The following is a 14,412-nucleotide window of genomic DNA, read 5'->3' as shown; positions in this document are numbered from 1 at the left end:
GGCTTATCCAATTAATAGCTTAATAAAGGATAGGCGGCCTGATAGTATCACATATTGCGCCGATAAGGATACCATCCGGGTTTGCTTTTTGTAATCCATTGCCGAATACAACCAATTAATTTATATAAAACCTAAATAAGCAATATGGAAGAAAAATAAGCACAGTCACCCACAACCCGGGGGAAAATAATCGGAACGAATTTACCCCCTCCAATTATCCCGCTTTTATAGCGTGCATTAAATATTAATTAACTTAAATAAGCTAATATGGAATACAATTTACATAAGACTGTAAACTTGTTAAGGGTCTTTAAAATTGCGCTAAGTCAAATATTAATAGCATTAATATTTGTTGGTTCGTCATACGCCGGCGCAGCAAAAATCGAAAAAACAAATTTCACAAAAACAAACGAGGGGAATATCAACGCCCCGATAAAAGTTACAGGAACAGTAACTGATCAGTCTACCGGCGAAACACTGGTTGGTGTATCAATATTGATTAAAGGTACAAACGTAGGGGCTGTAACCGATGTAAAAGGAAAGTTTACAATTACAGCTGCCGAGAATGCGGTATTGGTTGTATCATATATCGGCTATACCACATTAGAGGTACCTGTAGGTGGCAAACCCATACTAAACATCAAGCTACAGTCATCATCAAAAGGATTAAACGAGGTTGTTGTGGTTGGTTACGGCGTGCAAAAAAGGGTAACCGTTACCGGATCAGTTACAACCGTTAAGGGAGATGAATTAGTAAAATCGCCCGCTGTTAACCTTTCCAACTCTATTGCCGGCCGTATGCCAGGCGTTGTTGCAACGAATGCAAGCGGCGAACCTGGTTACGATGGTTCAACCATCCTAATCCGTGGTAGAAACTCCCTGGGCAATAACGCTCCATTACTTGTTATAGACGGGGTTCCTGCACCTGCCGGGCAAACCAGTATCGACCGTATAAACCCTGCCGATGTTGAAAGTATCTCGGTGTTAAAAGATGCATCTGCAGCCATTTATGGCGCAAGGGCGGCTAATGGTGTTATTTTGATTACTACCAAGCATGGTAAACTGGGCAAACCCGATCTTTCTTATAGCTATAATAAGGGATGGTCACGGCCTACAATCTTACCTAAAATGGCCGATGCAACCGAATATGCCACCATGGTAAACGAGATTGACCTGTATGGTTTGCCTTCAAACTATTGGAGCCAGGCTGCTGCCGCATTTAAAACAGCGGGAAAGTTTACCCGGCCGGATAATGGGGCCACAACAACGGCTACCTTTCAGCCAGCCGATTTCCAAAAATTTGCTGATGGCTCTGATCCCTGGGGACACCCCAATACCGACTGGTTTAAAGCAACGTTAAAAGATTGGTCGCCTCAAACACGCCAAACTGTTCAATTATCGGGTGGTTCAGAGGCCATTAAGTACCTCACCTCAATAGGGTATCAAAACCAAGATGGATATTACAAAAACTCGGCTACAGGGTATAAACAATATGATTTCCGTTTAAACGTTGATGCCAAAGTTAATAAGTACATCAACACCTGGGTTGGTGTATCAGGCCGCCAGGAAAACCGTTTCTTCCCGGACGGTGGAGGTGCAAATGATATATTCAGGATGTTGATGCGGGGGTACCCTTACAGGCCGGCTTACTGGCCAAATGGCTTACCAGGCCCCGATATTGAAAACGGTCAGCAGCCGGTACTTATCACTACCAATAAAACAGGTTATGCTAAAGATACCAGGTATTTTTTACAAACTAACGGCAAAATTGAAATATCAATTCCGGGCATTGAAGGGTTAAAAATCACCGGAAATGTTGCTTTGGATAAATACATGCAACAAACCAAAAACTGGCAAACACCATGGTATGTGTACAGCTGGGATAATGTTACCAAAGATGCAAGCGGCACCCCGGTACTTACCAAAGTAGCCCGCGGGCCGGCCCAGGCAAATTTAAGCCAGGGATCAGACGATCAGCTGAGCAGCATGCTTGAAGGTATCATAAGCTATAACCACAGCTTTGGCAGCCACAACGTTGTATTGCTTGCCGGTGTAACCAAAGAAAAATCAAACGATAGCCAATTTGGCGCGAACCGCAAATACTTCAACTCAATTGCTATTGACCAGTTAAATTGGGGTGGCAACTCAGAGATAGGTAATTATGGCACCGCCTGGCAAAAAGCGCGTTTAAATTATTTTGGCCGCGTTAATTATAACTATAAAGAAAAATACCTGGCTGAGTTTTTATGGCGGGTAGATGGTTCTTATATGTTTCCCGAGAATCACCGTTTTGGCTTTTTCCCCGGTATATCTGCCGGTTGGAGAATTTCGGAAGAAGATTTCTTTAAAAACAACGTAAAAATCTTTCAAAACTTGAAATTACGTGGGTCATGGGGCCAAATGGGTCTCGATTATGTTGTTAAGCCAGGCACCCAAACTTTATCAGAATACGCATATCTGGCATTATACAACGTTGGCTCGTACATCGTAAATGGTGCGCCGGTTCAAACACTTTCAGAAAATGTGGCGCCAAACCCCGATTTCACCTGGGAGGTTGCCAACAATACCAACGTGGCATTGGAAGGTACTACATTAAACGGAAAATTAGATTTTACATTTGAGGCATTTTTAAACAAACGCACCCAGATATTGTTAAATGCGCTTGGGTCAACACCCGCGACAGCAATACCAGGGGGACTATTACCTCCTATAAATTATGGAAAGGTAACCAACAAAGGATGGGAGTTTCAATTAAATTACCATGACAGGGTTGGTGAAGTAAGCTATAATGTAGGAGTTAACGGCGGATTTAACAAAAACCGGATCGATTTATGGAACGAATCTCCGGGAGCACCGGCCTGGCAAAAATCTACCGGACAACCTATCGGATCTCAGCTTTATTATGTGTATGACGGTATATTCTCTACCCAGGCGCAAGTTGATGCCAATACGGTTGATTACAGCGCCGTAGGCGCCAGTACCCTTCGTCCGGGCGACATGAGGTATAAAGATTTGCATGGTAAAAAAGATGCCAATGGTAATGACATTGGACCTGACGGCAAAATTACCGGAGATGACCGTGTGTGGAGCAATAAAAGCACCTTGCCTACTTTCCAGGGCGGTTTTAATTTTGGAGTACAATATAAAAACTTCGATCTGACTGTTTTATTCCAGGGTGCGGCAGGCGCACAACTCTTCCTGCAAACAGAGTCTGGAACCATTGGTAACTTCCTGCAATATAGCTATGATCATCGTTGGACAGTTGATAACCCAAGTACAAAAGACCCGCGTACAGTTGATAGAAATAACCAGTATTTTTCAGGCGGAAATACTTATTGGTTGCTTAATACCAATTATATCAGGCTAAAAAATGCCGAATTGGGTTACACTCTTCCAGTAGCCTTAACCTCAAAAGTTGGTATAGGCAATTTGCGCTTGTATGTAAATGGTCTTAACCTGCTTACATTCTCTAAACAGAAAATATTTGATCCCGAAGCAACCAGTTCATCTGGTCAGTATTATGTACAGGGAAAAGTTATTAATATGGGCGTAAGTGTAAAATTTTAATTTGAACGATATGAAAACATTTATAAGAAATATTTCAACAATCGCGATACTGTCGGGAGTGCTGCTTGCGTCATGTAAAAAGGAATTTTTGAATACGAAACCTTTGAACCAGGCATCGGCAGAACTTACCTGGGCAGATCCAAATCTTTCTGAAGCCTTTGTAACAGAGTTGTATAACGGACTGCATGATGCCGGGCTGAACCAGGAAAATATGGATTGTATCACCGATAATGCGCTCTATAATTTTGGGAAGCAGAATATAATGGAGGGGAACATAAGCCCGGATAATTTAGGCTGGGTGAACAATACCTATGAATGGAACGAAATGTACGCCAGGATAAGGTCGGCTAACCTTGCTTTAGAGCAACTTGCCAAATCTAAGCTTGACAAAACGCTTGTAGACAGGCTTACCGGCGAAGCTCATTTTATGCGCGCGTATTTTTATAATCAAATGCTTCGCTATTACGGCGGCGTTCCACTTGTAAAAGCTACTTATGCCCTTAATACTCCTGATTTTACCATTGCCAGGAATACTTACGCGGAATGTGTTGATTTTATAGTAAGCGAACTGGATGCAGCGAGCACATTGCTGCAAGGCAAAGATTTGGGAAAAGGCCGTGCCACAAGTGATGCTGCTTTGGCGCTAAAAGCGCGGGTGCTAATGTATGCAGCCAGTGATTTGCATGACCCCGTAAAATTAAAAACTATAAGCACCCTAAGCGGTTATGCGCATCCCGAATATTTGGGCTATACAACCAGCGACCACGATGCCCGTTGGAAAAAAGCACAGGATGCCGCATTGGTTATATTGGCTAAATCCGGCACATATGGCTATGCGCTTAATTTAAGTGCGCCTGCTACTGCTGCCGATGGATTTACCAATTATCAAAATTCCTATTTATCAAGAAATGGGGGCGAAAAAGAGATCTTGTTTGCCCGCTATTTCAGCAATAGCAAGGATGAATGGGGTGCATGGTACGGCAGGAACAATTGTACTAACGGATACCATGGCTGGACATCGAGCGAGCCTACTCAAAACATGGTAGATGATTATGAAATGATGGATGGTTCAAAATTCGACTGGAACAATGCGGCACAAAAGGCAGATCCTTATACAAACAGGGATCCTCGTTTTTATGCATCTGTTTTATATGATGGCGCGCCCTGGAAACCACGTACACCTGATGGCGCGGGGATAGACCCTTATAATGAAATACAAATGGGTACCTATCAAACCGGCAGTTCGGGCAGTCCTGTAGCTTATTTTGGTTTGGATACCAGGAATGGGCCTATCGAAAACTGGAACGGTACCCGTACAGGTTATGCCATCAGGAAGTTTATGGACCCTAACCCGGCCATTGTAGATCAGAACACCCGGTCGGAAGTGCCATCGCCCTTAATCAGGTACACCGAAATTGTTTTCAATTATGTAGAAGCATGTATTGAACTTGGCCAGGAGACCGAGGCCCGAAACTGGCTTAATAAAATCCGTTTCCGTTCGGGCATGCCGGCAATTACAGATGCAGGCGCCGCGCTTAAAGAGCGGTACCGCAACGAACGCAATGTAGAAATGATGTTTGAAGAACAACGTTTTTATGATGCACGCCGCTGGATGATTGCGCCAACAACGCTGGGCAATAAAGTAAGGATCATGAAAATTACGGCGACTTTAAAGGCAGGTAAATCAGTAAGTGTTTACAGGCATAGTACCGATAATTACAACTACACCTACACAGTACAGGAACTTGACCCCGGAGTTGAAAACCGTACATGGAAGGATAGAGTTTACTTTATGCCTATTAGCAGGGACGAGATTAACAAAAACAATAAGTTAGTTCAAAACCCTGGGTATTAATTAAAGGGAAATAAAATTCTTATATATTTATCCTAAAGAATGCCGGCGGTAAAATACCGGCATTCTTTTAAAGTTTTAACCTATAAATTTAAACGGCCCTTGGTGAACACTTACATTAAATTATTTCCACAGTTACTTTTAACCGGCATTATTGCATTAACAGGTTGCGGGCATTCAGCCGAAGTTAAGGGTACCGATGGAAACAACGGCACTCCCCTATTTACTTTACTCGCCCCGGAACAAACCCACGTAGATTTCAGCAATACTTTAACCGAAGGGTTAAATACCAACGTGCTGATGTATGAATACTTTTATAACGGCGGCGGAGTTGCAACGGGCGATTTAAACGGCGATGGTTTACTGGATATATATTTTACCGGCAACATGACCGATAATAAATTGTACCTGAACAAAGGACACATGCAGTTTACGGATATTACCACCGTTGCAGATGTGGCCGGCCGGCCCGGTCCCTGGAAAACAGGGGTTACCATGGCCGATGTAAATGGCGATGGTAAGTTGGATATTTACGTTTGTTACTCAGGAAACTTAAGGCCCGAAAAACGCCAGAACCAACTATTTATCAATGGCGGGAACGACAAAGATGGTGTTCCGCATTTTACAGAACAGGCACAACAATATGGATTAGCAGATGCCGGATACAGCACACAAGCTGTATTTTTTGACTACGACAGGGATGGCGACCTGGATATGTTTTTATTAAACCACAGCCCTATTCAACTGCCGGTTTTAGATGAGGTAAATACAGCGGCTATCTTAAAGAAATTAAATTCGCCTAATGGCGTGCGACTATACAAAAACGACAATAACGTTTTTAAAAATGTAACAGAACAAGCTGGAATAAGCAGTTCTGATTTAACCTATGGCCTGGGAGCGGCAATAGCCGACATCAATGGCGATGGATGGCCGGATATTTACATATCAAATGACTACACCATACCCGATTTTTTGTACATCAACAACGGCGATGGTACCTTCACCAATAAATTGCAATCTTCACTGGGGCATACCTCACAGTTTTCTATGGGGAATAATGTTTCCGACATAAATAATGATGCCTTACCGGATATTTTTACACTTGATATGCTTCCTGAAGATAATCACAGGCAAAAGCTATTGTTTGCACCTGATAATTACGAAAAGTTCGGCTTAACGCTTCGTACGGGGTTCTATTACCAATATATGCGCAATATGCTGCAAATAAACAATGGGAATGGTACTTTCAGCGAGATAGGGCAGCTATCAGGCATCTCCAATACCGACTGGAGCTGGGCTCCCCTATTTGCCGATTATGACAATGACGGCTGGAAAGACCTGTTTGTAACCAACGGCTACACCCGCGATTTTACCAACATGGATTTTGTAAAATATATGGGCGATTTTTTGAAGGATAAAAGATTAATGCGTAAGGATATATACAATCTGGTACAACAAATGCCATCATCGCAGGTAAAAAGTTACCTTTTTAAAAACAATGGCAATTTAACGTTTACCAACACCAGCGCCTCATGGGGCATTACACAATCATCAAACAGCAACGGCGCAGCCTATGCCGACCTGGATAACGATGGTGACCTGGACCTGGTGACCAATAACATTAACCAGCCTGCATTCATCTATCAAAACGAATCAGATAAACAAGCAAATAACCATTACCTGCAACTCAAACTAAATGGTGCGGGTAAAAACACCGAGGGTGTAGGGGCAAAAGTTACCATTTATACAAAAAACAAAAAACAGTACCTTGAACAGATGCCAAGCCGCGGCTTTCAATCCAGCGTATCGCCTATATTGCATTTCGGATTAGGTAACGATAGTGAAGTTGATTCATTGCGCATAGTATGGCAGCAGGGCAAAGAGCAGGTGATAAAAAACATCAAAGCAAATCAACAGTTAACGCTGGATGAAAAAAATGCTGTTAACACTTCTTTGTTACCCAGGGCTGTAAAGCCTATTTTCGCAGAGGTGGCCTCACCAGTAAATAACAAACAGGAAAAAAATGCGCTTAATGATTTTAAAAGGCAGCCACTAATGGTAAACCCGTTATCATTCACAAGTCCGTGTATGATAAAAGGCGATGTAAACGCCGATGGCCTGGAGGATGTGTATGTAGGTGGCGGTAACGGAAAACCAGGCACCATATATATACAAGAAGCAGGTGGTAAATTCGCCGTAAAATCACAGCCTGCTTTTGACGCCGATAAAAAAAGCACCGATGCGGATGCCGTATTTTTTGATGCCAATGCCGATGGCAAGCCAGATTTATACGTGGCCTCCGGAGGTTATGATAATTATACAGCTGATGATCCTTTGTTACAGGACAGGCTTTATTTAAATGATGGAAAAGGTAATTTCACCCGGGCAGCAAAAGATGCATTACCCGCAATGCGCAGTAGTAAAAGCTGTGTAAAAGTAGCTGATATTAATGCAGATGGCCATCCTGACCTATTTGTAAGCGGCAGGGTAATACCTGGCAGGTATCCGGAAACTCCACAGAGTTACATCCTGATAAATGATGGCAAAGGACACTTTACCGACGAAACCGTAAAATACAACCCAGGCCTGCAACATATAGGTATGGTAACCGATGCTGCATGGGTAGATATGAATGGAGATAAAAAACCCGATTTGGTTTTAGTTGGCGAATGGATGCCGGTAACCGTAATGATCAATGAAAACGGAAAGCTGGTAAATAACACAAAGGCTTATTTTGACAAGCCCAATAGTGGCTGGTGGAACAAAATATTAATAGAAGATTTTAACCACGACGGGCACCCCGACCTGATTGTTGGCAACCAGGGGTTAAATACCCAGTGCAAAGCCAGCGATAAAGAGCCAGCAGAAATGTATTATAAGGATTTTGACGATAACGGCGCAGTTGATCCTATCTTTTGCTTTTACATTCAGCATAACAGCTATCCATATGTTTCAAGGGATGAGCTTTTAGAGCAGATTAGCATGATGCGCCCGCGTTTTCCTGATTATAAGAGTTATGCCGATGCTACGCTTACAGATATATTTACCCCGGTAGAATTAAAAGACGTAGGACATTTACAAGCCAATAACCTGGCTACTACCTGCTTTTTAAGTGATGGCAAAGGTAAATTACATTCATCCCCGTTACCTTTACAGGTTCAGTATTCACCCGTTTTTACAATAACCGGTCTCGATTATAATCATGACGGCAACCAGGATTTACTTTTATGCGGCAACATTAACAGGGCCCGGCTGCGTTTAGGCAAGTACGACGCCAATTATGGCATACTGTTAAAAGGCGATGGGAAGGGACATTTTGAATATATCCCTCAACTTCAATCTGGGTTTAAATTATGGGGCGACGTAAGAAGCGTTATAGAAATTAATCAAACATTATTATTCGGGATCAATCAACAGGGAGTAAAAGCCTATAAAGGATTTTAATTTTATGAAAAGGAAGGCATTTTTAACAACTATCCTGTTTACAACGGCTATTTTATATAACAGCTGTAATAAAAAGCAGGCTCAGCCGGCATTAACAAGCGCCGATATTACCAAGGTAATTGATCATATGACGGTTATTATGATCCATGATGTAACCAACCCTCCTTTAGCCGCTCGTTTCTTTTCATATACCTGCCTTGCGGGATATGAAGTTGTAGCGCAAAACGACAAAAGTGTTAAGAGCATGCATGGCGTTTTAAATGAATACCCCGTTGTTAAAAAACCGGCTTATGCCAAAGGATATGCCTACCAGTTAAGTGCATTAATAGCCATGATGGAAACTGCCGGAAAGCTGCAGCCCTCAGGTAGCTTATTAATAAAATATGAGCAGAGTTTTTTGGATTCGTGTAAAAAGATAGGTTTTACCGACGAGGTTATCGACAGCTCAAAACATTATGCGCAGGCTATCAGTAAGCAGATACTGGCTTATGTTAAAAAAGACAAATACAACAGGATTAGTAATTATACAAGGTACACCCCGCTTGGCAAAGAGGGGACCTGGGACCCTACCCCACCGGCTTATATGGCCCCTGTTGAGCCTTATTTTAACACTATTCGTCCGCTCACGCTTGATTCGGCCTCTCAGTTTCTGCCCGCGCCCCCTATACCTTTTTCGACCGATAAAAATAGCGCCTTTTATAAATTCATGATGATGAATTATAAAGCAAGCGCCGAAGGATTAACACCCGCGCAACGCACTATAGCAGGCTTTTGGGATTGCAATCCATTTGCTGTTCAGGATAACGGGCACATGCTGATAGGGTTAAAAAAGATTTCGCCAGGCGCACACTGGATGGGCATCACCGGTATAGCCTGCAGACAAACAAAAACCGGTTTTTCAAAAGCGCTGGAGATTCATACCATGGTGGCCATAGGATTGCTGGATGGTTTTATATGTTGCTGGGACGATAAATACCGCACCAACAGGGTGCGCCCTGAAACTGCAATACGTAAATATATTGATGTTAACTGGAAGCCGCTGCTGCAAACACCGCCCTTCCCTGAGTACATCAGCGGCCACTCGGTTATATCGTCAGCATCAGCAGTAATACTTAGCCATTACTTCGGCAACAATTTCCATTATATCGATAATGTGGAACAAAAATATGGCCTTGCCCCCCGCAGTTTCAATTCATTTACACAGGCCGCTACCGAAGCAGGTATGTCCCGGTTTTGGGGTGGCATTCACTTTAAAGATGCAATTGATAATGGCATAATACAAGGAGTTAAAGTTGGCCAATGGGTATTGGCCAAGTATGAAAACCCGTCGATACATCATTAAATAAAATAATTTTTGCCTGCAATCTATTCTGTCCCAATCTAATGCTAACCCAACTCACACTTTAATAATGCCCATATGAAACTTAAATACCTTGCACTATCTATACTGTTCCTTTTAAATGTCATTAACACAATTGCTCAAACCCATACCTTTGCGTTAGGTGACGATGCCTTTTTATTGGATGGCAAACCTTTCCAGATGATATCGGGCGAGATGCATTACCCCCGGGTACCGCGCGAGGCCTGGCGCTCGCGTATGAAAATGGCCAAAGCGATGGGACTAAATACTATAGGAACTTACGTGTTTTGGAACCTGCACGAACCGCAAAAAGGAAAATTCGACTTCACAGGAAATAACGATGTAGCAGCATTTGTGCGCATAGCCCGGGAAGAAGGACTATGGGTAATACTGCGCCCAAGCCCCTATGTATGTGCCGAATGGGAATTTGGCGGTTATCCTTACTGGCTGCAAAACGAAAAAGGGTTAGAAGTACGCAGTAAAGAGCCCCGGTACCTTAAAGAATATGAAAGCTATATTAAAGAGATAGGCAAACAACTGGCCCCGCTGCAAATAAACCACGGTGGTAACATATTAATGGTACAGATAGAAAACGAGTACGGTTCCTACGGCAGCGACAAGGAATACCTTGCTATCAACCAAAAGTTCTTTAAAGAGGCCGGTTTCGATGGCTTGCTGTACACCTGCGATCCGGCGCCCGATTTGGTAAAAGGCCACTTGCCTGGCCTGCTCCCGGCCGTTAACGGGCTGGATGACCCCGCTAAGGTGAAAAAAATCATCAACGACAACCATGATGGTAAAGGCCCATACTATATTGCCGAATGGTACCCGGCCTGGTTTGATTGGTGGGGCACCAAACATCATACCGTACCTGCCGAACATTATGCAGGTCACCTTGATTCTGTGTTGGCAGCAGGTATATCTATCAATATGTATATGTTTCATGGCGGTACAACACGCGGATTCATGAACGGCGCCAATTATAAAGACGGAACTCCTTACGAGCCGCAAATCAGCAGCTATGATTATGATGCCCCATTGGATGAGGCAGGTAATGCCACCTCAAAGTTCATGAAATTCAGGGAGGTAATACAAAAACACTTGCCTGCCAGCGTGAAGCTTCCTGCTGTTCCGGCAGCTAAACCGGCTGTAGCTATACCGGCAATTAAGTTTGTACATTCGTTAAGCCTGTTGAATGCCTTGCCTGCCCCCAAAGCAAACATCACCCCGCTTACTTTTGAAGACCTGCGTCAGGACTATGGCTTTGTATTATACCGTAGCACAATCACAGGCGGTAAAACCGGTGTACTTAAGCTTAAAGAATTAAGAGACTATGCGGTAGTGATGATTAATGGCAAAACCGTTGGCACGCTTGATCGCCGGCAGAACCAGGATAGCTTAACCCTTACTTTGCCAGCCGGGAAAGCAAAATTGGATATTTTGGTTGAAAACCTCGGCCGAATCAACTTCGGCAAGTACCTGTTACAAAATAAAAAGGGCATTACCCAACAGGTTCTTTTCGCCGGCAACGAAGTGCTGCATTGGAAAATGTATTCGTTACCCTTCAATAATTTAAACACGGTTAAGTTTGGTACAGCTAAGCATAATTCCAGTTCGCCATCAATTAAAAAGGGAAGCTTTAACCTCGGCAAGGTTGCAGATACCTACCTTGACCTGAGCCACTGGGGCAAAGGCGTGGTTTGGGTGAACGGGCACAACCTGGGGCGATACTGGAATATCGGCCCGCAGCAAACCCTATACCTGCCTGCAGAATGGCTAAAAAAAGGACATAATGATATTGTTATCCTGGAACTATTGAAACCGGAACAAAATCAATTATCCGGCTTGAGTAAGCCGGTATTAGATCAACTACAGCTTTAAAAACAAAAAGCACTAATGATAAATCCATACGGATACTATTCCACAACCGGAATTTATCATCAGTGCTTTAATTTTTGATTAACCTGCCACAGCAGATTTTCCGATGCGGCAGGCATCAAATAAAGTTTAGGTATTATTTAGTTTGATAGAAAAGTACCCTGTCAATTACCTGTATGGCGCCGTTTACAGGCAAAATATTGCTTGTTCGTACACTTACATAGCCTACAGAATTTGAGAAATCATTTAACCGCATGGTAAAATTCTGATCGTCGTTAACACGCAGTGTTATCACGGACGTGGGATTTAACGGATCATAATTTAATGGCTGAAGCGTAGTGGCAATCACATTGCCGGGCGTTAAGTTATTAAATGAGTATGCTCCCTGCACAATCAAATACAACAGGTAGTTTTTTACCTGCTCTTTGGGGTAATCGCTCCACTTTTTGCCCGGCACACCATTTACCAGGTATTTCCCCCAATAACAATCAGCAGTTATGGTGGGTACTTTATTCACCAGGGTTGTTCTGTAAATGGCATCGTTATGCAATAGGATAAATGTACAGTTTGTTTTAATGTACAGGTTTGTATCTATCCCCGAATATTCAATAGCCTGCCGCATCAGTTTAAAAATGGTGTCCTTACCGGCAAAATTGTAGCTGCGGTCCTTAATGTATTGCCAGGTGGTTTTATCAATATGCGGATCGAGCACATAAGGGTGATAATCGGCATTTTCCTGCAACTTTAATCCGGCCACATTACAGCCCGCCATGCTTATTAATAAGCCTGCAAAAACTAACCATATGGATGCTTGTTTTATCTTTTTCATTTGATATTGTTTTAAAATGCCATGATTAATAAGGTGGATTCTGAGTTAGCTTAGTATTAGCGTTTAATACGTTTTGATTGATTGGCCACAATACCTTTCTCGGATCGCCAAAACCGGTAGAAGGGAATCCCTTGGCCAACTGCCTGTTCCTGATCACCGGATCCATAGTGCTGATGATGATGTCGTTTCTTTGCAAATCAAACCAGCGCTTCGCCTCGCAGAAAAATTCCAACTGCCTTTCGCGCAGGATACCGTTGGCATTTACCGGGCTGCCGTAAAGCATGGCATCGGCATTGGCAAAATCGCTTGCCTGGTACGCAGGCAGGCCCGCCCGGGTATGTACCTTATTCAGATAAACCAGGGCGTTGGTAAGGTCGCCTGTTTTGTTTAAAGCTTCGGCCCTCAGCAGGTAAATATCGGCCAGGCGATACAGCGGAAAATACAAGTTGGCCTGTGGCGAAGGGGGATAAATCTGGTTACCGTTCTTATCCAGGTTGGGGGCATAATACTTTAATATTTTATCGTGGTTACTCACTTTAAAATCAATACTCTGAGAGCCCCTGATATCAGCCGTTACCGTTGTATAATAGGTCCATAAGTCCGGATCAACAGCAAAATCACTATTGGTATCACCGGCACCTATCTCCTGCGAGGTTTTGTTACCGCCATCAACCGTAAAATCCCAGTTTAAACTCCAAATGTTCTCTTTTGTATTTGTTGGGGCAATAAAATTGTTTTTCCAATTGGCGGTGGATTCCAAACTGTAACGGTTTAATTTAAACAGGTTATCGCACCACAATAAGGCATTGGTATAATCATGATTATACATATAAACATCCATTAGCATGGCTGCAATACCACCGGAATTCAAATTCCATACTACAGCAGCGGTGTGGTCAGACAGGTCATAGGCTTTAAGCAAATCTGGAAGGATGACGTTTTTTACAATATCAGCTGCCGGTGTTACAACTTTGTATGGGTCGGTACTTAAATCTTCATAAGGCTCTGTCCATACTGGCACATTTCCCCAAAGCCGTATCAACCAAAAATAACAGTAGGCCCTTATACCCAAGGCTTGCGCCTGCAGATCCTTTGACAAAACAGGATCGATACCATCAATAGCAGGAATATATTTTATGGCAAAATTAGCCCGGCTTATAGCAGCATATATCAGCGTCCAATCGGCACCGGTGGTTGTAGGCGTTAATACGTTTAATGCCAGCGGCAGGCCATCATTATAAGTGGGGTGAAAAGTGAGGTTATCACTCCGTCCGTCGCCCCAATAAATATACTGGGTACTAAACATATCCTGAATACCATCGTATATCCCGGCAATACCGGCCTTGGCATCATCAGATGTTTTCCAAAATTCACTACTCGCCAACTGACTTTTTGGGGGCTGATCCAACAGCTTTTTGCAGCTAAACAACGCAATGGAAAGCATCAAAAAAGTAATGTGTAATATTTTTTTCATGACTAAAT

7 protein-coding genes are annotated in these 14,412 nt (G+C 43.1%); 5 read left to right on the top strand and 2 right to left on the bottom strand.

All coding sequences use genetic code 11. The features are described 5' to 3' along the window. The first annotated feature begins 267 nt into the window (after positions 1-267). From BMX56_RS14285 to BMX56_RS14265, 5 genes are all read left to right on the top strand, one after another. Positions 268-3,567 (top strand): SusC/RagA family TonB-linked outer membrane protein, encoded by a 3,300-nt coding sequence (locus tag BMX56_RS14285; protein ID WP_090649043.1) that lies wholly within the window; start codon positions 268-270, stop codon positions 3,565-3,567. A 10-nt stretch (positions 3,568-3,577) separates the two neighbouring features. After that, on the top strand, positions 3,578-5,422 hold the full coding sequence (locus BMX56_RS14280) for a RagB/SusD family nutrient uptake outer membrane protein (protein WP_090649040.1): 1,845 nt from the start codon (positions 3,578-3,580) through the stop codon (positions 5,420-5,422). 102 nt (positions 5,423-5,524) lie between these two features. After that, positions 5,525-8,863, top strand: coding sequence for a VCBS repeat-containing protein (locus BMX56_RS14275; protein WP_218152418.1), 3,339 nt, complete (start codon positions 5,525-5,527; stop codon positions 8,861-8,863). A 4-nt stretch (positions 8,864-8,867) separates the two neighbouring features. Next, complete coding sequence (locus BMX56_RS14270) at positions 8,868-10,205, top strand: vanadium-dependent haloperoxidase (protein ID WP_090649035.1); 1,338 nt, start codon at positions 8,868-8,870, stop codon at positions 10,203-10,205. A 75-nt stretch (positions 10,206-10,280) separates the two neighbouring features. Continuing rightward, positions 10,281-12,104, top strand: coding sequence for a glycoside hydrolase family 35 protein (locus BMX56_RS14265; protein ID WP_090649032.1), 1,824 nt, complete (start codon positions 10,281-10,283; stop codon positions 12,102-12,104). A 133-nt stretch (positions 12,105-12,237) separates the two neighbouring features. Here the strand turns inward: BMX56_RS14265 and BMX56_RS14260 are convergent, their stop codons facing one another. Together BMX56_RS14260 and BMX56_RS14255 are read right to left on the bottom strand one after the other, a co-directional pair. Next, positions 12,238-12,930 carry a fasciclin domain-containing protein gene (locus tag BMX56_RS14260; RefSeq protein ID WP_090649028.1) on the bottom strand — a complete coding sequence of 231 codons (693 nt, stop codon included), beginning with the start codon at positions 12,928-12,930 and terminating at the stop codon, positions 12,238-12,240. Positions 12,931-12,955: 25 nt separating this feature from the next. Further along, a complete protein-coding gene (locus BMX56_RS14255; protein WP_177183815.1) occupies positions 12,956-14,404 on the bottom strand; it encodes a RagB/SusD family nutrient uptake outer membrane protein in 1,449 nt (482 codons plus the stop codon). Between the last annotated feature and the right edge of the window lie 8 nt (positions 14,405-14,412).

It is taken from the genome of Mucilaginibacter sp. OK283 (assembly GCF_900110415.1).
GTDB lineage: Bacteria > Bacteroidota > Bacteroidia > Sphingobacteriales > Sphingobacteriaceae > Mucilaginibacter.
The sequence above is the reverse complement of the archived record's forward strand: the minus strand, read 5'-3'. Positions and strand labels throughout refer to the sequence as shown.